17 protein-coding genes and 2 pseudogenes are annotated in these 20,583 nt (G+C 60.6%); 10 read left to right on the plus strand and 9 right to left on the minus strand.

The features are described from left to right. Window positions 1-3: 3 nt before the first annotated feature. From ACKUG4_RS00480 to ACKUG4_RS00520, 9 genes are all read right to left on the minus strand, one after another. Window positions 4-2,418: a TonB-dependent siderophore receptor gene (locus ACKUG4_RS00480; protein ID WP_445433132.1), complete on the minus strand. Its 2,415-nt coding sequence runs from the start codon at window positions 2,416-2,418 to the stop codon at window positions 4-6. Window positions 2,419-2,511: 93 nt separating this feature from the next. Further along, window positions 2,512-3,489, minus strand: coding sequence for a FecR domain-containing protein (locus tag ACKUG4_RS00485; protein ID WP_064595763.1), 978 nt, complete (start codon window positions 3,487-3,489; stop codon window positions 2,512-2,514). Beyond that, complete coding sequence (locus ACKUG4_RS00490) at window positions 3,490-4,005, minus strand: sigma-70 family RNA polymerase sigma factor (RefSeq protein WP_445433133.1); 516 nt, start codon at window positions 4,003-4,005, stop codon at window positions 3,490-3,492. Window positions 4,006-4,088: 83 nt separating this feature from the next. Beyond that, the gene (locus ACKUG4_RS00495; protein WP_445433134.1) at window positions 4,089-5,273 is read right to left on the minus strand and encodes an aminotransferase class V-fold PLP-dependent enzyme; all 1,185 of its coding nucleotides are present in this window, start codon (window positions 5,271-5,273) and stop codon (window positions 4,089-4,091) included. 14 nt (window positions 5,274-5,287) lie between these two features. After that, window positions 5,288-6,532 carry an MFS transporter gene (locus ACKUG4_RS00500; protein WP_445433135.1) on the minus strand — a complete coding sequence of 415 codons (1,245 nt, stop codon included), beginning with the start codon at window positions 6,530-6,532 and terminating at the stop codon, window positions 5,288-5,290. A 13-nt stretch (window positions 6,533-6,545) separates the two neighbouring features. Then, window positions 6,546-8,399 carry an IucA/IucC family protein gene (locus tag ACKUG4_RS00505; protein WP_445433136.1) on the minus strand — a complete coding sequence of 618 codons (1,854 nt, stop codon included), beginning with the start codon at window positions 8,397-8,399 and terminating at the stop codon, window positions 6,546-6,548. A 45-nt stretch (window positions 8,400-8,444) separates the two neighbouring features. Beyond that, a complete protein-coding gene (locus ACKUG4_RS00510) occupies window positions 8,445-9,593 on the minus strand; it encodes an NAD/NADP octopine/nopaline dehydrogenase family protein (protein WP_445433137.1) in 1,149 nt (382 codons plus the stop codon). A 28-nt stretch (window positions 9,594-9,621) separates the two neighbouring features. Continuing rightward, window positions 9,622-10,665 carry a PLP-dependent cysteine synthase family protein gene (locus tag ACKUG4_RS00515; RefSeq protein ID WP_445433138.1) on the minus strand — a complete coding sequence of 348 codons (1,044 nt, stop codon included), beginning with the start codon at window positions 10,663-10,665 and terminating at the stop codon, window positions 9,622-9,624. Between the two features lie 14 nt (window positions 10,666-10,679). Then, window positions 10,680-12,074 carry a Y4yA family PLP-dependent enzyme gene (locus tag ACKUG4_RS00520; RefSeq protein ID WP_445433139.1) on the minus strand — a complete coding sequence of 465 codons (1,395 nt, stop codon included), beginning with the start codon at window positions 12,072-12,074 and terminating at the stop codon, window positions 10,680-10,682. A gap of 586 nt (window positions 12,075-12,660) precedes the next feature. Here ACKUG4_RS00520 and ACKUG4_RS00525 point away from each other — a divergent pair. The 10 genes and pseudogenes from ACKUG4_RS00525 (at window position 12,661) to ACKUG4_RS00570 (ending at window position 20,583) form a co-directional block, all read left to right on the plus strand. Next, complete coding sequence (locus ACKUG4_RS00525; protein ID WP_445433140.1) at window positions 12,661-13,548, plus strand: HpcH/HpaI aldolase/citrate lyase family protein; 888 nt, start codon at window positions 12,661-12,663, stop codon at window positions 13,546-13,548. Window positions 13,549-13,563: 15 nt separating this feature from the next. Continuing rightward, complete coding sequence (locus ACKUG4_RS00530) at window positions 13,564-13,965, plus strand: ParB N-terminal domain-containing protein (RefSeq protein WP_039771147.1); 402 nt, start codon at window positions 13,564-13,566, stop codon at window positions 13,963-13,965. A gap of 160 nt (window positions 13,966-14,125) precedes the next feature. Next, the gene (locus tag ACKUG4_RS00535; protein ID WP_445433141.1) at window positions 14,126-16,330 is read left to right on the plus strand and encodes a TonB-dependent receptor; all 2,205 of its coding nucleotides are present in this window, start codon (window positions 14,126-14,128) and stop codon (window positions 16,328-16,330) included. Between the two features lie 89 nt (window positions 16,331-16,419). Then, window positions 16,420-16,791, plus strand: coding sequence for a fe2+ zn2+ uptake regulation protein (locus ACKUG4_RS00540; RefSeq protein ID WP_074690768.1), 372 nt, complete (start codon window positions 16,420-16,422; stop codon window positions 16,789-16,791). Between the two features lie 11 nt (window positions 16,792-16,802). Further along, window positions 16,803-16,934: pseudogene (locus tag ACKUG4_RS00545) on the plus strand (dioxygenase family protein); the annotation flags it as partial. A gap of 4 nt (window positions 16,935-16,938) precedes the next feature. Then, window positions 16,939-17,031: pseudogene (locus tag ACKUG4_RS00550) on the plus strand (PAAR domain-containing protein); the annotation flags it as partial. A 182-nt stretch (window positions 17,032-17,213) separates the two neighbouring features. Continuing rightward, entirely contained in the window at window positions 17,214-18,266 is a 1,053-nt protein-coding gene (locus tag ACKUG4_RS00555) for an isopenicillin N synthase family dioxygenase (RefSeq protein WP_445433142.1), read from the plus strand. A gap of 42 nt (window positions 18,267-18,308) precedes the next feature. After that, complete coding sequence (locus ACKUG4_RS00560; protein WP_445433465.1) at window positions 18,309-19,118, plus strand: MetQ/NlpA family ABC transporter substrate-binding protein; 810 nt, start codon at window positions 18,309-18,311, stop codon at window positions 19,116-19,118. Continuing rightward, window positions 19,115-19,915, plus strand: a complete 801-nt coding sequence (locus ACKUG4_RS00565; RefSeq protein ID WP_445433143.1) for a methionine ABC transporter ATP-binding protein — start codon at window positions 19,115-19,117, stop codon at window positions 19,913-19,915. The genes ACKUG4_RS00560 and ACKUG4_RS00565 overlap by 4 nt, the downstream gene beginning before the upstream one ends. Further along, a complete protein-coding gene (locus ACKUG4_RS00570) occupies window positions 19,912-20,583 on the plus strand; it encodes a methionine ABC transporter permease (RefSeq protein WP_085611877.1) in 672 nt (223 codons plus the stop codon). Before ACKUG4_RS00565 ends, ACKUG4_RS00570 begins: the two co-directional genes overlap by 4 nt.

Below are 20,583 nucleotides of genomic sequence, written 5' to 3' on the forward strand. Positions count from 1 at the left end.
GTTTCAGAAATCGACAGTGGCCGAGAGCAATAAGGTCCGAGGCGCGCCCTGGGAGAACGCGCCGTAGGAGGCGACGCCCGACCAGTATTCACGGTCAAACACGTTCTGCACGGTGGCCCGCAAAGTGGTCGGCCGTTCGGCGATGCGAGTGGCGTAGCGCGCGCCGACATCGAAGCGGGTCCAGGCGTCCAGTTGTTGGGTGTTGGCCTGATTGACGTACTGGCTGCCGGTGTAGATCGCGCCGCTGGTCAATGTCAGGCCTTCGACTTGCGGCACGTCCCATTCGGCCCAGAGGTTGGCTTGCGCTTCGGGAACCCCGACCGGTTTGTTGCCACGGTTGGCAGCGACACCGGTTCGGGTCAGTTCGCCGTCGAGCAGCGTCACGCCCCCGATCAGGCGTGTGCCTGTTGCAATCTCGCCCGCCATGTTCAGTTCGACGCCCCGGTTGCGCTGTTCGCCATTGACCGAGAACACCCCGGATGCCAGTTCACCGCTGGGCTTTTCAAGCTGGAACAGGGCGATGGTGGACATGAAACGGCCGTAGTCGAGCTTGACCCCGACTTCCTGCTGGCGCGACACATAAGGGGAAAAGATCTCGCCCGCGTTGGCAGCGGCGGACGGCGCGATGTCACCCTTGCTCAGGCCTTCGACGTAGTTGTAGTAGAACGAGACATGGTCCCAGGGCTTGGCGACGATCCCGAACAGCGGCGTGGATTTGCTTTTGTCGTAGGACGTGGTGACGAAGCCGGCCGCGTTGTAGTTATCCGACTTGATGTTCTGCTGGCGCACGCCGAGTGTGACTTGCAGGCGTTCGTCGAGCACCGACAGGGTGTCGGCAAGGGCCACGCCCGACAGTTCGCTTTCGGAAACCTTGGGGGTATCCGGCTTGGCGATCGCGGGTTTCGGGCGATCGAGCGGGTGATAGATGTTCGACAGGATCGCCGGGCCGGAAATAATCCCCCGGGACAAGTTATCGCGGTAGCGGGTGACTTGTAGCGCCGTGCTATGACTGATCGGCCCGGTGTCGAACCGCAGCCGCGCACCGGCATCGACGGTGTAGCGCTGGACTTCGAATTTGTAATAGCCGGGGATCGACGAGGTGTCGCCCGCTTCGTTGATGATGGTCGGCGTCTGGTCGGACATGCGCGCGACATCCGATCGGCCACCGCCGGCGTGGGCGAACACTGTCAGGTTGTCGTTGAGGTCGTATTCGCCGCCGAGCAACGCCGATTTGTCGCGGGTTTCCGACCAGCCCCATTCCTGGCTGACGCTGGTGCGGCCGTTGGCTGCGGACGGAATCTCCACGCCGGAGGCAATCAGGAAGGGGCGGGATGCGGCGTCGAAACTCTCTTTCTGATTGATCAGGTCCAGGGTGGTGCGCAGGCGTTCGCCCTGGTAGTCGAGGGACATCGCGCCGATACCGACCTCTCTGGATTGCTTGTCGATAGCCGTATCGCCTTGCTGGACGCTGCCATTGATCCGCACGCCGAAGCGGCGTTCTTCACCGAAGCGTCGGCTGACATCGAGGTGGCCGCCGAGCTGGGTATTCAAGGCGTAACTGGTGGTGAAACGAGTCAGGTCTTCGTCCAGTGAACGCTTGGGTACCACGTTGATCACGCCGCCGACACCGCTGTTGGGCGACATGCCGTAGAGCAGGGCGCCGGGGCCTTTGACCAGTTCGATCCGTTCGGCGTACTCGGTGAACACCCGGTAGTTGGAGGCCACGCCGTACACGCCGTCGAACGCCAGTTCACCGAGGTTGCCTTCGCCGACCGGAAAACCACGGATGAAGAACGAGTCGACAATCCCCCCTGTCTGCCCTGTGGAACGCACCGATGAGTCGCGCTCCAGCAAGTCGCCGACGGTGACAGCCTGCTGGTCCTTGATCAGTGTCGAGGTGTAGCTGCTGACACTGAACGGAGCGTCCATCGCATCGCGGTTGCCCAGAATGCCAAGGCGTCCGCCGCGGGCGACCTGACCGCCCGCAAGCACCGGCGGCAAGCTGTCGGTGCGCGTGTCGATGCCTTCGACCGTGGTGTCCGCCAACGTGACCCGGCGCACTACCAGCGTCCAGGTCCCGTCGCTGCGAGCGACCATCTCCAGGCCACTGCCTTCGAGCAGTCGAGACACCGCTTCCTGCACCGAGTAGCTGCCGGACAACCCAGGGCTGACGAGGCCTTCGGTGATCGACGGCTGAAACGACAAGGCGATACCGGCGTCCACGGCAAAGCTCGAGAGGGTCACGCCAAGCGGGCCGGGCCCGATGTTGTAGGCTCGCACAGTGACCGCGTCCAGCTGCTCCGGCCTGGCTGCCTCGGCGAGGGCGCTGCTGGCCAGGCCCAGCACAACGCTGAGCAACACGCCGCGCATAACGGGCTTTAGCAGACGATCCGCAAGCAAGGGTCGTGCAACGAGCATGAAGGGATGACCCTATGGACGAGGTGGAATGGTTGTTCCTTTCATAGCCAGCCGAGATCAAAAAAAGTATCACCCGTGCGGTGATTTTTTTGCTCAGGCGGGTGAGAGCGTCACCCAGTAACCACTCAAGTGCCCGGAGACGCGCACGGGATAGGTCTGCGCCAGCATGTTCAGCGAGCGTTGGGTATCACTGATGGGAAAGGCCCCGGAAATGCGCAGGTCGGCAATGGCTGGATCGCACCGCACAAAGCCTCGGCGATAGCGCGCCAGTTCGACAACGAAATCCGCCAGCCGCATCTTGTCGGCCATCAGCATGCCCTCGGTCCAGGCGCCAACGTTGCGGTCGGTCGGGTTCAGCGAGCCAAAGGCCTGTGATGAAAAGTCGGTACGTTGCCCGGCGTTGACGATGATCGGCGCGCTCTGTGGGCTGTCGGCCAGCTCGACTTGCACAGCGCCTTCGAGCACTGCGAGTTGGGTGTGCGGCTGCCATTCACGAACGGTGAAGCGCGTGCCCAGCGCCTGCATCCGGCCCTGACGGGTGCTGACCAGAAAAGGTCGAGGCTGCGCGGCGTTGTCCGGCGCAGTCTGCACCAGGATTTCGCCTTCGCGTAAATGGATCAGCCGCTGTCGGGTGTCGAACAGAACGTCGATGGCCGTGTCGGTGTTCAGGGTGAGTTGCGAGCCGTCGGCCAGGGTCAGTTCGCGGCGCTGCCCGACGGCGGTGTGGTAATCGGCGGACCATTGCTGCGACTGCGCCAGTTTCCAGCTGCCCCAACCGGCGGGTATCGCCGCCAGCAGCAAGGCCAGTTTGCCCAGGGCTGCGCGGCGTTCCGGGTTGCTCGGGCGATCCAGCGCCGACATCGCCAGCGACGGCGGCAGGCCGCCGAACTTGCTTTGCAGCAACTGCGCGCGGGCCCACGCCCGGTTGCGCTCGGGGCTGCTGACTTTCCAGTACTCCCACTCCGCACGCTCGGTTTCGCTGAGGTCGTTTTCGCTCAGACGCATCAGCCACTCGGCGGCTTCTTCGAGTATTTTCGGATCGAGCGGCGGTTCACTGCGGCGCGTAAGCATTCATTCCACCAGCATCAGGCACTGCACGAAAGCCTGTTTCATGTAGCGCTTGACGGTGATCAGCGAGACGTCCAGCTGCTCGGCGATGTCGGCGTATTTCAAGCCGCCGATCTGCGACAGCAGGAACGCGCGTTTGACCAGTGGCGGCAGGGTGTCGAGCATCGCGTCGATTTCGTGCAGGGTTTCCAGCACCACGAAGCGCAACTCGGGGGAGGGCACTTCCGGTGCGGGCAAATGCGCAAGGGTATCAAGGTAGGCGCGTTCCAGAGCCTTGCGCTGATACCAGTTGATGAGGATGCCCTTCGCCACGCAACTCAGGTAGGCCCGGGGTTGCTCGATGGTCGTGACCTGAGAAGCGAGGATCCGAGTGAAAGTATCCTGCGCCAGATCTGCCGCATCCATGGCGTTACCCAGTTTTTTCTTCAGCGTGGCGTACAGCCAGCCGTGATGGCCGCTGTACAGCGCTTCGATCACGCGCAGATGATTGTCGTTGTTCGCGGGAAGGGTTTCGCTCATGGCTGCAGTGTTTTGCAATTGAGAAGTATTCCCAATGCTAGTTTACAAAGAGCCTGCGACGCAAGCGCGATTCGTATCCGTTTTCAGGCGCGTGGCATTCTCATCAACGCGTCCGCCATGGCATCGATTTCCGCCTCGGTGTTGTAGGCGTGCAGTGATGCCCGGCTGACTTCCAGCAGGTCCCGTTGCTGCATGTCGAGCAGCGTCGAGCGGAAAGTCGAGGTGGTGACATTGACGCGTTTTTCCTGCTGCGCCAGCCATGTCTGGACTTGCGCCGCGCTGGTGCCCTGGCAGGTGAAGGTGACGATGCCTGACTTGACCGCCCCTCGATCCTGCGGTGTCACCCCGGGCAGGTCGGTCAGGCGATTGCGCAAGTGTGCCGACAATCGTTGAATGCGCTGCCACATCGGTTCGATGCCTTGCGCCAGGGCGTAACGGGCCGCCGCCCCCATGCCCAGTTTCGCGGCAACGTTGCATTCCCAGTTTTCAAATCGTCGGGCATCGCCTCGGATCTTGAAGGTATCCGGGGTCAGCAATGAGGCCGCGTGCAGGTCGAGAAACGTCGGTTCGAGGTTTTCACACAAGGTTTTTTCGACGTAGAGAAACCCCATGCCCCGAGGGCCACGAAGGTATTTGCGGCTGGTGGCCGCCAGCATATGACAGCCGATTTTCTGCACATCGATCGGCATCTGCCCGACGCCCTGGCAGGCATCCAGCAGAAACAGAACCCCGGCCGCGCGGGCGAGGGCGCCGATCTGTTCGATAGGCTGCACCGGGCCGCCGTTGGTGGCGATCACCGGCAGCGACACCAGGGCGACCCGATCATCGCCGAGCATGCCCCGCAGCGCCGGCACTGACACCTGACCCTGTTCGTCGTTGGGAATCACCCTGATCTCGATGCCGCGCTGCTGCTTGAGTTGCAGGTAGGGAATGTAGTTGCCGGCGTATTCGGTGGTCGATGTCAGCACCACATCGCCAGGCCGCAGCGGCAATGAATAGAAGGCCATGTCCCAGGCGCGGGTCGCGTTTTCAATCACCGCGATTTCTTCGGGACGCGCGTTGATCAGTTGGCCGATGGCGTCGTAAACGTCTTCCACTTCCCGGGCCTGTTGCCCGGCGGCTTCGTAACCGCCGATCCGGGTTTCAAGTTGCAAGTGACGGGTCACCGCTTCGATGACTGGATTGGGCATCAGCGCCGCGCCCGCATTGTTGAAGTGAATCAGTTGCTCGACACCAGGGGTGTCGGCGCGCAGTTGTTCAATGTTCAACGAAAACTCCTTGGTCAGTCGCCCGGCGGCATCTGGCTCGGTTGCATGACCATCGGCCGGTAGCGCAAGGCAACGATGGGCATCAACGCGAGGATGTAGGCGAGGCAGACAAACAGGTAGGTGTACTGCAAACCATAGACCTGGCTGAGCAGACCACCGGCCGAGATCCCGGCAATGGACGCGAACTGTGCGGTGCTTTGGGCAATGCCCAGCACGTAGCCCTGGCGCGAGCTGTCGGCGGTTTTGGAAACCAGGGCCATCAGCACCGGCGTGGTGGCCCCCAGCAATACGCCCCAGATGAAATAGACACCGACGAACACGATCGGGTTGCGCGTGTAGCCGGCAAGGGCCGTCAGCGCAATACAGCCGAGGACGACATAAGTGATGCGTTGCAGGGTGTCCTGCTGGGTACGGTGCTCGAAGTAACGCGACCACGCGGTTGCCGACAGAATGAAACCCAGCGCCAGCAAGCCATAACACAGCCCGACTACCGAGTTGCTGACCTCGAACACCGAGCTGACGTACAGCGAGAACGACGTCTGCGGCAGCATCCGCGCCAGCAGCAAGATGCCCATGACGCCCAGCAGCGACAGCAGGGGCGTGCCTTGCCAGACGCTGGTGTTATGGCTGGCAGGAGCCGCTTTATCAGCGACCGGCGCTTTCTTCACTGGCGGTACATCCGGCAACGTCACGGCTGCGACCACGGTGCAGATGGCGCATAACACAGCGGCGATCATGTTGATCCAGAAGAATGTCGCGTAATCGAGGATCAGTCCGCCGACCACTGCGCCGAGCAACGAGCCGACGTTGGTGGAGATCTGCAGGATCGCGAACAGCCGTGCCCGCCGCGAAGGTGCTTCAATGCTCACGCCGTACGCCTGGGCCGGGGCGATGTAGCCGGCGAAGGCGCCTTGCAGGAAGCGCAGGATCAGGATCACCCAGATGTCACTGCACAGGGCCAGCCCAAGCTGGGTCAATGACAGGCCGGCGAGGGCGCGGATCATCATCAACTTGTGGCCGTAGCGGTCGCCGATACGGCCCCAGAATGCGCTGGTCAGAATAATGCCCAGCATCGGCCCGACGTACACGGCGATGCTGGCGAAGCTGAAAAGCGAGTCTGACGAGGTCAGCCCGCGCAGGTGGACAGGCCAGAATGGCCCACTCATTTCCATCGCGCCCATCGAAATGAGCTGGATCGCGAACAGAAGATAAATCAGGACTCTTACGCGCGAACCCGCGATGGCACCTGCTTGGGTCATGAGTCAGCCTCGGTTATTGAACGACATTGAGCGGGTTGGTCAGCGTGTGCTGAATCCGGTAGTTGGAATACTGCATCATGTGCATGCGCAGCAACGAACGGGTCGGCCATGGATCATTGAGGAAGGCCTTGCGTTCGACTTCCCATAGATCCGGCGCGACACGCTCGCGTACCGCCGCAAACGCCTGCTCGGTCTCTTCACGCAGAATGTCCCACATCCGGTTGTTGTCCAGCGCGTACTCCTTGGTCAGCCACAGGGCCATTTCATGCAGGTGCGTGAGGAACGCTGCGTCGAGCACGAACATGCGTACCGGCTCGATATCGCCCTCGAACACTGTCGGCAGAATGCCTGGCTGCACGTGCGGTTGCAGGGTGTAGCCACGTCCCTCCAGCAATGGGGCGTAGGTCCTGCCGTCGCCGAAATCGCGGATCAGCAGACTACGTGCTTTGCCATCCGGGGAAAACAGCACCATCGTGTTCTGCTGATGCGCCTCAAGCCCGATCCCGTACATCAGGTAGATCGCCACCACCGGATGAGTGACCACTTTGGCGTACTGACGGAACCAGTCTTCCACCTGAGCGGCATTGGCCCGAACGCCGTCGCGCTCGATCAGCTCGGTGAACAGTGGTCGACCGTTGCCCGGCAAGCCAGTGAACAGAGAAGCCACGGTGATCGGCAGACAATCGTCGTTACGCTCAAACGCTTGCTGGCTGGCACGGAACACCACCGACAGATGCCGGCCGGGATGGTCGTCCTGAGTGATCGCGTGCTTGTAACGCACGCCGATCTCCTCCGGGAAGATTTCCAGGCGTTGCTCGAAACCGTTTTCGACCTCGAGGATCTTCGTGATGACGGTGCTGATGCGTGGCCCCATGTGAATCGACTTGGCTTGCAGGCTGCGCAGTTCGCTGGTCATCCACACGGCAATCGGCAACTTGATCAGCGGCGCGCTCTCATTGAGCACCGGCATCATCGTGCGGTAGGACATGGTCGGCAGGGTCTGGATGTCCGGACCGTCGGTGATGAGAATGCCTTCTGCAATTTCCGCCGCAAAGTTTTTCAGCACGTAAGCCTGCAAATGCCATGAGTGAATCGGTAGCGGCAACCACTGGGATTCGTCCAGGCCCTTGTCGTTGAGCGACGCCTTCCATTGCGCCCATTGCGTTGGGAAGTTACTGACGAACCAGCTGTGGTAATCGCTGACGTGAGGCATGCTTTCGCTTTTCGCCATGTCGGCCCGCAGCGCGGCAATGCGCAGCGGCACCTGGGCGTTGAACTCCGGTGACAGTTGCTCGACTTCCTCATCGCTGAGGCCCGGGCGGGCTTTCCAGGTTGGATAGTAGGGGTGACCTTCCAGCGAGCCCCACTGGTCGAGAAGGATCGCGGCGTCCTTGGTGCTGGCGTGCTGGCGCAGGTAATCGGTCAGGCTGTCGAGGCCCTGTTCCCGGGCGGCGGCGGCCAGTCGAGCGTTCCATTGCTGGCGATGCTGACGCGCGTGGGCGTCGTTCATCAGGCTGTTTTCCATGTCCGACTTGAGCCCGGCGATGCCTTCATCAGTGGGTTCGAAATCGAAGCTGTCGCGCAGCACATCCAGCAGGTCATGATGGGTGTAGATCACCTGGCGTACGCCTTCATCGGTCATCAGGATCACGTCGCCGTCATTGACTACGGTATCGGCCGGGCCCTTGGCGATGTTGGAAAAGAACACATGGGAACGACCGTCTTTCAGCGCGTACGTGGCCTCGTTACCGGCCTCAGAGAAGCGCAGGCCCGCGCGATCCAGAATGTTTTCGGCAAACAGGCAACGGATCATCCGTCGCAGGGCGTTCTTGCGGGAGTAGGCGATGAGTGTCTTGAAGTCATCCATATCAGCTATCTGCTCGTCGAGAAATTAATGAAAAGTTGAACCCGCTCACGCGGTGCGCGGCCAATGGCGGGGGAAGTAGTCGAGCGCCGAGTCGCGCAGGCCCTGCATATAAGAAACGCTCCATTGCAGGACTTCTTCGATGTAGGGGACTTTCAGTTCGAAGCGCCGGGCCATTTCCACCAGCAGCACGAGGCCGTAGGCAACGTCTTCGTTGAAGGCGCGGCTTTCGCGCTCGATCACGTAGCCGGCGCGGTTGTCGTCGGCCGGAATCATTGGCGCGAGGATGTCGTTGTAGGCCTGGTTGGTGCGCAGGATCGACAGCATGCTGCTCTGATCGCGGATCTGCTCGCCATAGGCCTCGACGATTTCCTGCTTGAGGGATTTGACCGATGACAGGTCGATGCCCATGCGCTGGCTGATCACGCTGCACAGTTCCTGACTTTCCTGATCCATGCGCTCCAGAAAATAGGCGCCCAGCTCGGGGCATTCGGTCCACCAGCACATTCGTTGCGGGAAGATCTTGCGATGCCATTGGCCGTAAGGACCGATCAAACCGTAGATCACCGAGCTGTGCATGATCGGGTTGCCCGGTGTCAGGGTGATTTCCAGGTAGTGGTCGAGCATCGTCACGCAGGGGCCATAAAGCGTGGTGAGGATTTTTTCCAGGTGCTGCCGTGATTGCGCTGATTCGCGGTCGTGCAACGCGACATACAACTGGCTCTTGCCGCCGCCCATCTTGACCGACACCCCTGGCTTCAGATCGAACGCGGTGTGCGGCACATCCTTCATGCCCCAGATCACCACGTTCGAACGTTCGCCCAGCGAAGCTTCGGCCAGCCAGTCGAAGCCGCAGAAACCCGGGATCGCGCCGACGTACACCGGTTTGCTCGAACTCAAATGCGGAGCGATGGCTTGCAGGGTTTGCGGTCGTGCGTGGGCCGGAACCGTAATGATCACGATGTCAGCGTCGGCAACTACAACACTCGCATCGCTGCTGACCTGGTCCGGTCGCGCGCTCAGCGTCGAGCCGTCCGGCATCAGCGCCAGCATCGGCAGATTGGCGAGGTGACGATCAACCACCTCTTGATTATTGGTGAGTATCGAAACGTGAACATTGGGCAACTGTTTAAACAGGATGGCATTCAGATGCCCGGTCCGGCCTGCGCCGCAGATGGCGACTTTCAGCGGTTTCATACAGAGACTTTCCTGTGTGGGAGACGCGTCAGGCGACGCTCAATTGCAAGGGAGTAGCGTCGGATTCCAGCCAGCGGGTCTTGCCCAGCCAGCGATCCAGTTGCGGTGCGACGTCCGGGTCCAGCAGATCCCGCTCTTGCAGCCATTTGTCGTCGAACACGGTGTGCAAGTACTTCTCGCCGCCGTCGGCAATCGGCACCACAACGTTGCCGGTCAACGTGCCTTTGTGAATCAGCTCCAGCGCCTTGAAGATCGCTCCGCCGGTGGAGCCGCCGACCAGCAGTGCCAGGTTGCGCGCGATGTAGCGGGCGGTTTCGAAGGCCTGGGAATCGGTGACCTGCAAGCCCAGGTCGATGCAGCTGTAGTCGAGCACCAGACCGACGGTGTCGCCGGCAGGCGTGCCGGTTCCCGATTGGTAATAGGGATAGCCGGGATGGCCGAAGACGATGGAACCGGCCGGTTCGACCCCGACGGTGACGATGCCCGGGTTGTGCAGTTTCAGACCGCGGGCGATGCCGGTCATCGAACCGCCAGTGCCGACGCAGCCAACGTACGCGCCGATGTGGCCACCGGCCTGGGCGATGGTTTCACGCACAAAATCGCTGTAGCCGCCGGCGTTGGCGGCGTTGTCGGACTGGTTCATGAACACTGCGCCGGGGATCTGCGAGGCGAGTTCGGCGGCCAGCCGTTGACGCTCGACCACGGCCACTTCGTCTTCGCGGTAAGTGCCGGCGACAAAACGGATTTCGGCGCCCAGGGCCTTCATCACCGCGATCTTGTCCTGCGCCGCATGGTGATCGACCACCGCAATGAAATGCAGGTCGAACTCCACGGCTGCCATCGCCAGGCCGATGCCGGTATTGCCGGAGGACGATTCCACGACCACGCCACCGGGTTTCAACTTTCCGGACTTGAGCGCCGCCAAGACCATGTTGCGCGCCATACGGTCTTTAATGCTGCCGCCGGGGTTGTTCTTCTCTATCTTGAGCAAAAGTCGAGCGTTGCTATCCGGAACATCAATGCCCAACATTGGTGTATTGCCAATAAGATCCGAAACTTTATTCAGTATCATCTGGACGTCTTCCCTTAATAGTCAGGTGTGAATGCGTAGTTACCTTCCGTACAACAAGTCGCCATCAGTCGCCGTGGCAACGGGTGACGATGAAATTCGTTTTCCAGCAAGTCCATCTGATAACCGGCGGTATTGGCGTAGATCAATAAATCGCCGGTTTGCGGTGTTGTTTCGAAGTTGATCAATCGATGAGTAATCACATCATCGTCCAGGCAACTATGCCCGGCGATGTAGGCTTGCATCGGAACGTGTCTCGATTCTTTCGAAGTGATCAGGATTGGATCGACAAGGTATTCAGATGAAAACCAGGTTTCGCAAGCGCTGAAACTGCTGCCTTCGGCGAATATCACAACTTTGTTGTCGGCCAATTGTTTGGTGCGCGTTACGCGAAAGACGGTAACCGCTGCTTGATCCACCAGACTTCGGCCGGGCTCCAGTGCCAGTTTTATATTCTGACTCTTCAAGTAACCGGCAATTGTTTTTTTCGGGGAATGCTCCGACGCCAAGAATAATTCCAACCACTGGCAAGCCGTCAGACTGCTGCCATAAGGATAAAAAGAGTTGGGTACTCGACGATTCTGATAATGACCAGGGTTGTTGTCGTTCTGCAAAAAACTGTCGTACTCCTGCGGGTCGACATAGCGCATCGGCAGGCCACCACCGATGTCGATCATGACCGGGTCGAGGCCCATTTCCCTGGCTGCATCGAAAAAACCGGTCACTTCACGGAAAGCCTGCACCCGGGTTTCGTAGCCGTATCCGCCGAGGTGGAAATGGAACCCTTCGAAGTGCAACGACTCACGATGTTCCGTCAGCCATTGCAGGCACTGAAACACTTCATCGGCGCCCATTCCGAAGCGGCTCGCCGGGCAACTTGTCGGCCTGTAACGCAGTAGAACTCGGGCTTTGGCCGGTGCCGGCGTAGTGTCGAGCAGTGCTTTGAGCTGGCTGAACTCTTCCCGTGAATCCACACAAATCAGCGAACCGCCTTGCACCAGCGCTTGATGAAACGCGGTCGTCTTCGCCGGCCCGGTTGCGCACAGATGTTCCGCTTCGGTCCCGGCGCGCAGCGCAGCTTGCAGTTCAAACAGGCTCGATACGTCAGTGCCGATGCCTGACGACGCAGCCGCAGCCAGCAGGCACTGGGACTTGTTGGCTTTGGCACCGTAGAAAATTTCGTGGTCAATGTTGTGCTTCTTCAGCACCGATTGCAGCGCCTGGACGTTGGCCTCAAAGGCATGTGGCCACACCAGATTCAGCGGCGATCCGTGTTGTTTAACAAGTTCAACAAGTGCTTGGGGTGAGTGTTGAAGAAAGTTTTCGATAACAGGGTCGAGTAGCGGTTTCAGCACTTTTGTGTACTGAGCTACAGTTGTTTCTTTAATGGGCGGCGCAATTAATTCAGGCATAGAAAACCTCTGGCGTAAATAATCGCCATATGTATTTCGCGTGTTCTAGCTGCTCGTCAGGTACGAGTGTTTAAAGAGGTGGAGGCGGATGACAGACCCGCTCTGGAATTAAGCAAGGGGCATGTTCTTTCATAAAATCTTCACACATCTGTTTCATGAGAACCCCACTCCTTAAGGCTCAGGCAGGCAAGGAGAAGGCCAATAAAATATGGCCTTGTCGCTTTTGAAGTGCCATTGCCTGACATGTAAATGACATCATTGCGCCGAACTTTCCGTGAACAAAATCGCAGGTCTTGATTTGAGTCTCGACCCTGTCAGCGGCTCGAACAATATTGCGAACGGGAACGATTATCAAGTAAGGTTTTCAAATATTTTTGAATGAACACACACAACAGGGGAGTGCGAAGCCGCTTATTCGCATGCTCAAGTAAGCGCTCGCGTATTGATTAAAAATTCTCTTAACGCCTTGTTATTCAAGGTGTTGACGATTGATTCAATGCGCCTGAAATCAACCCGGTTTTTCCCCTGTAACAGGTGTTCGAATTTTTTTTAAACCCACGACTGAAGCACGCTCAGGAGAGTCCCGATGACTGTTCGTCACAGCACCAACGCTACGCTTCCCATCAGCTACCTGTTCGTTCCCGGCAACCGCCCGGAGCGTTTTTCCAAAGCGGTCGACGCCGGGCCGGACGCGATCATTCTCGACCTCGAAGATGCCGTTCATCCGAACAGCAAAGCCGTGGCCCGGGCGTCGATCTGGGCCTGGCAACAGAGCACGCCTGAAACCGCCTGCCGGCGTTACATCCGGCTGAACAGCGTCGGCAGTTCGCTGTTTCGCCAGGACATGACGTGGCTGGGCGATATGCGCTACCCCGAGCGCTGCGCGGGGATTTTCCTGCCCAAGGCCGAATGCCCGGAGAGCCTGTCCCATGTCGTCGGGCGCCTGCTGGAATGGAACCCAGAGCTGCAGATCGTCGCCATCATCGAGACCGCCAAGGGCTTGCATCAGGTCGAGGCGATTGCCGCGATTCCCGGGTTGGCGCGGCTGGCATTCGGTTCGCTGGATTTTTCCCTGGACATCGATTGCAGCCAGATTCCCGAAGCGTTTCTGTTCGCCCGCAATCGCATCGTGCTGGCTTCGCGGGTGGCCGGGTTACCGGCGCCGATCGATGGCGTGACCCCGGCCATCAGCGACATGGAGGTGGTCGAGCGCGACTCGCGTTACGCCCGGTCGCTGGGGTTCGGCGCCAAGCTGTGTATCCATCCTTCGCAAATCACCAAGGTGCAGAAAGCCTTCCTGCCCAACGCCCGCCAACTGGCGTGGGCGGATCGGGTCCTGAGCGCGGTGGCCGGGGGCAGTCACGCGGTGCAGGTCGACGGCGAAATGGTCGATCTGCCGCTCATCGAACAGGCCCAGCGCCTGCGGGACATGGCCAGCCAGTACGCGTTGCTCGCCAACGCGGATGCCTGCTGAAACCGGGGGTGAAGCATGGGACATGGTTACCAGATTGCCTTGCGTGCGCTGTGCGACGTGCGGCAATCCGAGCAGGTCGATCCGCTCAACGTGCAACGTCTGCGCGAGGCGATCATCCAGGCCGGGCATTGGCTGGAACCGATCATCGTCGAGCGTTCCCGGGGCATCGTGATGGACGGCAACCACCGGTTCAACGCAGCGCGGGCACTGGGGTTGAAACGCGTGCCGTGCATCCAGCTCGACTACGCCGACCCACGGGTTTGTGTGCGCCACTGGCAAACCGGACAAGCATTCGAAGTGGCGCAGATTTTCACCACCATCGAGCGTGGCGAATTGTTTCCGTACAAGACCACCCGCCACGCGTTCGACCCCGCGCTGCCGGTGGTCTCCATCCCGCTGCACTGCCTGTATGACTGACCGGCGTCGGAGGGTGGGTTTCACTGCCCCATCCTCCGGCGTTTTCCCCTGCGGGCGATCCGCGCAAAAAAATATTCGGCCACGCTGATACTTTTTCGATTGTCGACTGGCAAATAGGAGTCATTACCATTTTCAGCCACTCGAGAAGGACCCAATCGTCATGTCTGTTGCACGCCGACCCTGCAGTGAACGCGCCCTCACACTGGCCATTCGCACCGCGATGCTGAGTTCTATCCTGGCCGCAGGAAGCGCCACTGCCTGGGCAGCAGACCCCAAGCAACCCGAGCAACAGGACGCCGTCGCCACCGAAGGGCTGACGCTGGACACCACCAACGTCAACGCCCGTTACAACGGCGCAACCGCATTGCCCGAAGTCCTCGCCGGCGGGCAGGTCGCCCGAGGCGCAAGGCTGGGGATGATGGGCAACAAAGACGTGATGGACACGCCGTTCAGCGTGACCAGCTACACCGCCAAAACCCTCGCGGATCTGCAAACGGTCACCGTGGCTGATGCACTGGAGCGCGACCCATCGGTGCGCTCGACCGGGCAGACCGGTGGGATCGTCGATTCGTTTTTCATCCGGGGATTTGCGATAGGCGAGGGCAACCTCGGCGAGCTGGCCTATGACGGTGTGTACGGCGTTGCGCCCAACTATCGCGTGTTCACCGAATACGCCGAGCGCGTCGAAGTGCTCAAGGGTCCGGGCGCGCTGATGTACGGGATTTCGCCCAACAGTGGCGTTGGCGGCGTGATCAACATCGTACCCAAACGGCCGCTGGCCGAAGACCTGACCCGCTTCACCGGCAGTTACGCGTCGGACTCGCAAGTGGGCGGGCACCTGGACATCAGTCGGCGTTTCGGTGACGAAAACCAGTTCGGCGTACGTTTCAATGGCAGCCTTCAGGGCGGCGACACTGCGGTGGATGATCAGGAGAGGGACCTCAACATCGGTGCCATCGCCCTCGACTACCAGGGCGAGCGCTTGCGTCTGAACCTGGATTTCATCAGCCAGAAAGAGAGCTTCGAGGCGGCGTCGCGCCCGTTCACCATTGCACCGGGCGTCGAGATTCCATCGGCGCCCAACGGCCGCACCAACCTGCCGCAGGACTGGGGCTGGTCGGACACCAAGGAGCAGTCGGCCTTGCTCGGCGGCGAGTACGACCTCAACGATAATCTGACGGTATTCGCCCACGCCGGCGGTGGCCGCTCCGACGTCAAGCGCATGTCCGACCAGGTGCCGCGAATCCTCAACGACGCCGGCGACACCAGCAACATCCCCGGCTACTACAAATTCAACGTCGACCGTTCGACGGCCGACGTGGGCATGCGTGCGCTGTTCGCCACCGGCCCGGTCACCCACATGACCACGATCATGGCGACCCGTTATCAGGACGAGTTGTCCCGTGGCATCAACAACGGCACAGAGATCCGCTCGAACATCTACCACCCGGTGGACGTGCCGAAGCAGTACATCAACTCGCCGAAAGTGCTGCGCGTTTCCGAATCGGAACTGTCCGGCATCGCGTTGACCGACACCCTGGGCTTTCTCGATGACCGAATCCAGTTGACCCTCGGCGTGCGCCGTCAGGACATCGAATCGCGTAACTACAACGCTTCGGGTGCGGTCAGCTCCCGTTACGACGACAACGCGACGACGCCGTTGGCAGGCGTGGTGGTCAAACCGTGGGAAGACGTTTCGCTGTACTACAACTACGTCGAAGGCCTGAGCAAAGGTGATATCGCTCCGGGCACTGCAGCAAACTCCGGCGAAACCTTCGCACCCTACAAGTCCAAGCAGCACGAAATCGGCGTGAAGTACGAACACGGCACGTTCATGACCACCCTGGCGCTGTTCCAGATCGAGAAGCCGAGCGGCGAAATCGGCGCCGGCAACGTGTTCTCGGTGCAAGCCGAACAACGTAACCGTGGTGTCGAGCTGAGCATGTTCGGTGAAGTCGCGCCGGGCACCCGCCTGATGGGCGGCGTGACCTTGCTCGATGGCGAACTGACGGATTCAGCCACCGCCGCCAACCGTGGCAACAAACCGGTGGGCGTGCCGGATGTCCAGGCCAACCTCTGGGCCGAGTGGGACACACCGTGGGTCGAAGGTTTCACCCTGACCGGCGGCGCGATCTACACCGACAGCCAATATGTCAATCAGGCCAACACCCAGGAACTGCCTTCCTGGACCCGCATCGACGCCGGCGCTCGCTACGCAACCAAGATCGAGGGTCGGCCAACGACATTCCGCGCCACGGTGCAGAACGTGTTTGATCGCGAGTACTGGTCGGGTGTGGCGTCCTATGGCGCGTTCTCCCCGGGCTTCCCACGCACGTTGCAGTTGTCGGCGACCGTCGACTTCTGATCCGGGGGCGCACTGTCGGGTGCGCCTTCTTCTATATAGAGCTACGCACAGCGGTTGATCATAGAGCCTTCAAGGAAAGGAGTATTCGAATGTTAACCAGCCCGGCATCGACTTCCTCTGGTACGCCATTGCCGATCCCGAAAGTCCAGCGAGCCTTCGATTTCGAGCGCAGCACCAACGAGCATATCCGTGAGCTGCTGCATTATTACGGGCTGCGCACCAGCCTGATCCGGATCAAGGTGATCGATGCCTTGCTGGTTGCCACACGGGAAGGACGCGCCGTTGGCGGGCGCGGGGTGCATGGGTATCTGCAGGCATTTGTCAGCGGCATTCAGTTCATCAGCGTCAGGGAAGTGCTCAAGCGTTTGTGCGAAGAGGGCGTCATCGTGTTTCAGCCCGACAAAAGCTACCGTTTCACCGGCGAGGCCTATGCGATGCTGGAGCAGCATGCCGATCGCTGAGTGATCGGGTGTGCCGGCCAGATCAAACCACCTGTTCGCAGGTGGTTTTTTCGTTGGGGGCCGTCAATTCTGATTCGCGCAAACACGGCCAGCGCCCGGCTCATATTCACTTCTTCATTTCCGCACCGGGGCGGCAGCACCTATACCGTCGATGGCACGCCCATTGCGCTGGGTGGGATGAAAACTGCGTGCGGGGCGGCGCTTATCGCCAGCGGCCCGAAAGGCGTGGTGGTCAGCTGAGTCCCGTAGTCAGACAGACCTAAGCTAATGCAAAAAAGATATTTGTTCGGTGTTTTTAATATCGTTTAGTTTTGTTTCATAGACGAACCAAAAGCATCAAACCGACAGACCCCCGATTGCCATGACGGCACACGCTGAATCGATCACGGACTCTTCAGGTTTGATTCACACGGGAGTGAATCATGCCGCACACCTCAGACATCACCGCATTACCCATCCTCGACCTGTCCCAGCTCGACGGTACGCCGTCGCAACGCCAGGCATTTCTTGATGACTTGCGCCATGCCGCCCGCGATGTGGGTTTTTTCTACCTGACCGGCCATGGCATCGACGCCGGCCTGCTCGATCAAGTGCAGGACCACGCGCGCCAGTTCTTCGCCTTGCCTGACAGCGAGAAAACCGCCGTCGGCATGATCAATTCGCCGCACTTTCGCGGCTACAACCGCGCCGCTTCCGAGATCACCCGTGGCCAGCCCGATCAGCGTGAGCAATTCGATCTGGGCGCCGAGCGTGAGGTCTTGCCGTTGAACGCCGACAGTCCGTTGTGGGCGCGGCTGCAAGGGCCGAATCAATGGCCCGAGGCGTTGCCGCAACTCAAGCCGCTGTTGCTCGACTGGCAGCAGGCGATGACCCAAATGTCGCTGCGCCTGCTGCGCGCATTCGCTCAGGCGCTGTCCTTGCCGGAAGACGCTTTTGACCGGTTGTACGGCGACAAACCCAACGAACACATCAAGCTGATGCGCTATCCGGGGCAAGCCTCGACGGCGAGCAATCAGGGCGTCGGCGCGCACAAGGATTCGGGTTTTCTCAGCTTCCTGCTGCAAGACCAGCAGGCCGGTCTGCAAGTGGAAATCGAAGAGGGGTGCTGGATCGATGCGCTGCCTCGGGACAACACCTTGGTGGTGAACATCGGCGAATTGCTGGAGCTGGCCACCAACGGTTATCTGCGCGCCACGGTGCATCGGGTGGTGTCGCCGCCGGTGGGCAGCGAGCGCTTGTCCATCGCGTTTTTCCTCGGCGCGCAACTGGATGCAGTGGTGCCGCTTTATCCCTTGCCGACGGCGCTGTTGCGTGAGGCGCGCGGCCCGGCGAGTGATCCGCTCAATCCGTTGTTCCGTGATGTCGGCTGGAATTACCTGAAGGGCCGACTGCGCTCCCATCCCGATGTCGCGCAGCGCTTCTACGCCGATGTCGCGAATACTCCGACACCGTTGCGCAAGACCGCCAACGCCTGATCCATCACTCGCAAAAGGATTTTTCCCATGTTGAAAACAGCAGTGTTGAAAAAAGCAGGCCTGACCCTGGCCGTCCTCGGCGTGCTGGTGACTTCGTTCAGTGCTCAAGCGCTGGAGCCATTGCGGGTTGCCGCCGACCCGGTGCCCCACGCGCAGATTCTGGCGTACATCCAGAAACTCGATCCGCAGCTCAACCTCAAGGTGATCGAAATCCCGCAGGGCGTGAACTCCAACGAACTGCTGGTACACGGCGATGTGGACGCCAACTACTTCCAGCATCTGCCGTACCTGCAATCCCAGGAAAAGGCCCTCGGCGAAAAGCTCGCGGTGGCCGCCACGGTGCACATCGAGCCGTTGGGGATTTACTCCCATCGCCACAAAACCTTCGCCCAGGTGCCGGACAAAGGCACGGTCGCGGTGCCGAACAATGTCACCAACCTGAGCCGCGCGCTGTACCTGTTGCAGGACAACGGCCTGATCAAGCTCAAGCCTGGTTTCAATGACCCGGCGGCCGATCAGGCAACGCCCAAGGACATCGCCGAAAACCCGAAACAGCTGAAGATCCTCGAAATCGAATCGCCGCAATTGCCTCGTGCGCTGGATGACGTGGACCTGGCAGTAATCAACGGCAACTACGCGCTGGAAGCGGGGCTGGTGCCGGCCAGGGATGCGCTGGGGCTGGAGAAGGCCGAGCACAACCCGTACGCCAACATTCTGGTGACCACGCCGAAACTGGAAAACGATCCGCGCATTCAGCAATTGGCCAAGGACCTGACCTCGCCGCAAGTCGCCAAGTACATCGCCGAGAACTTCAAGGGCTCGGTGATCCCGGTGGCGGATGCCAAGCCATGATCGTCGTCGAGCAGTTGAGCAAGACCTATCCATCAGCGTCGGCTCCGGCGCTGGATCAGGTGTCGCTGAGCATTCCCGATGGCGCGATCTACGGGATTCTCGGGCGCAGCGGCGCGGGTAAATCGACGCTGCTGCGTTGCCTCAATCTGCTCGAACGCCCGGATGCCGGGCGGATTCTGCTGGACGGCGAAGACCTCACGGTGCTGTCCGACCGTGAGTTGCGCCGCCAGCGTCAGCGCATCGGCATGATCTTTCAGGGCTTCAACCTGCTGCATTCGCGCAACGTGTTCGACAACGTCGCGGTGCCGCTGGAAATCGCCAAAGTCGCCAAGCCACAGCGCCATGAACGGGTTCGCGAGCTGCTGGATCTGGTGGGGCTGGGCGACAAGGCCGAAGCCTTTCCATCGCAACTGTCCGGCGGGCAGAAGCAGCGGGTGGGCATTGCGCGGGCCTTGGCGGCACGGCCGGCGTACCTGCTGTCGGACGAAGCCACCAGCGCCCTCGACCCGGAAACCACCGCGTCGATTCTGGAGCTGTTGCGCGACATCAACCGCCAGCTCGGTTTGACCATCGTCCTGATCACCCACGAGCTGGACGTGGTCAAGTCGATCTGCGATCACGCCGCGTCCATGGCCAACGGAAAACTGGTGGAGGCGGGGCCGGTGGCCCGATTGCTGGCCGATCCGCAGTCCGCCCTCGGCGCTTCCCTGCGGCCCAGTTGCGGCTTGCCGCTAGGGCATGACGCGCCCGGTTTGAGTTTTCTGCGGCAATACGGCGTACGGGCGGCCCACTCATGAACCGCGTGATCGACTGGAATGAAATCCTGCAACTGGTGCTCAACGCTACCGGCGAAACCCTGTACATGGTGCTGCTCGCCGGGTTGTTCACGTTGCTGATCGGTTTGCCGCTGGGGGTGTTGCTGTTCATCAGCCGTCGTCAGGGTCTGTACCCGTTGCCGAGGCTCAATCAGGCCTTGGGCGCGGTGATCAACCTCGGTCGTTCGCTGCCGTTCGTGGTGATGCTGATTGCCCTGATCCCGCTGACCCGGCTGGTGGTCGGCACTACGTTGGGCAGCACTGCCGCCGTGGTGCCGATCACCATCGGCGCCTTTCCGTTTTTTGCGCGGATCGTCGAGAACGCTTTGGACGAAGTCGAAAAGGGCCGGATCGAAGCGATCCTCGCCATGGGCGGTGACATCCGCCACGTGATTTTCAAAGTGCTGTTGCCCGAAGCGCTGCCGGCCTTGCTGGCGGGCGTCACCCTGACGCTGGTGATGCTGATCGGTTTTTCTTCCATGGCCGGGGTGATCGGGGGCGGTGGACTGGGCGATCTGGCGATCCGCTACGGCTATCAACGATTCAACAATGAAGTGATGGTCGCCACCGTCGTGGTGTTGGTCATCCTCGTCCAGGGCGTGCAAAGCCTGGGCGATCGACTGGTGCGTTCGCTGGCTCATCGACGTTAA

The organism is Candidatus Pseudomonas auctus (genome assembly GCF_048654275.1).
In the GTDB taxonomy this organism is placed as follows: Bacteria; Pseudomonadota; Gammaproteobacteria; order Pseudomonadales; family Pseudomonadaceae; genus Aquipseudomonas; species Aquipseudomonas pharyngis.

What these genes read in the sequence shown, in the direction of transcription:
- ACKUG4_RS00500 (WP_445433135.1), bottom strand. Translation starts at nt 6,532, where the DNA reads ATGACCCAAGCAGGTGCCATCGCGGGTTCGCGCGTAAGAGTCCTGATT.
- ACKUG4_RS00570 (WP_085611877.1), top strand. Translation starts at nt 19,912, where the DNA reads ATGAACCGCGTGATCGACTGGAATGAAATCCTGCAACTGGTGCTCAAC.
- ACKUG4_RS00540 (WP_074690768.1), top strand. Translation starts at nt 16,420, where the DNA reads ATGTTAACCAGCCCGGCATCGACTTCCTCTGGTACGCCATTGCCGATC.
- ACKUG4_RS00535 (WP_445433141.1), top strand. Translation starts at nt 14,126, where the DNA reads ATGTCTGTTGCACGCCGACCCTGCAGTGAACGCGCCCTCACACTGGCC.
- ACKUG4_RS00485 (WP_064595763.1), bottom strand. Translation starts at nt 3,489, where the DNA reads ATGCTTACGCGCCGCAGTGAACCGCCGCTCGATCCGAAAATACTCGAA.
- ACKUG4_RS00525 (WP_445433140.1), top strand. Translation starts at nt 12,661, where the DNA reads ATGACTGTTCGTCACAGCACCAACGCTACGCTTCCCATCAGCTACCTG.
- ACKUG4_RS00505 (WP_445433136.1), bottom strand. Translation starts at nt 8,399, where the DNA reads ATGGATGACTTCAAGACACTCATCGCCTACTCCCGCAAGAACGCCCTG.
- ACKUG4_RS00490 (WP_445433133.1), bottom strand. Translation starts at nt 4,005, where the DNA reads ATGAGCGAAACCCTTCCCGCGAACAACGACAATCATCTGCGCGTGATC.
- ACKUG4_RS00555 (WP_445433142.1), top strand. Translation starts at nt 17,214, where the DNA reads ATGCCGCACACCTCAGACATCACCGCATTACCCATCCTCGACCTGTCC.
- ACKUG4_RS00565 (WP_445433143.1), top strand. Translation starts at nt 19,115, where the DNA reads ATGATCGTCGTCGAGCAGTTGAGCAAGACCTATCCATCAGCGTCGGCT.
- ACKUG4_RS00515 (WP_445433138.1), bottom strand. Translation starts at nt 10,665, where the DNA reads ATGATACTGAATAAAGTTTCGGATCTTATTGGCAATACACCAATGTTG.
- ACKUG4_RS00480 (WP_445433132.1), bottom strand. Translation starts at nt 2,418, where the DNA reads ATGCTCGTTGCACGACCCTTGCTTGCGGATCGTCTGCTAAAGCCCGTT.
- ACKUG4_RS00510 (WP_445433137.1), bottom strand. Translation starts at nt 9,593, where the DNA reads ATGAAACCGCTGAAAGTCGCCATCTGCGGCGCAGGCCGGACCGGGCAT.
- ACKUG4_RS00530 (WP_039771147.1), top strand. Translation starts at nt 13,564, where the DNA reads ATGGGACATGGTTACCAGATTGCCTTGCGTGCGCTGTGCGACGTGCGG.
- ACKUG4_RS00520 (WP_445433139.1), bottom strand. Translation starts at nt 12,074, where the DNA reads ATGCCTGAATTAATTGCGCCGCCCATTAAAGAAACAACTGTAGCTCAG.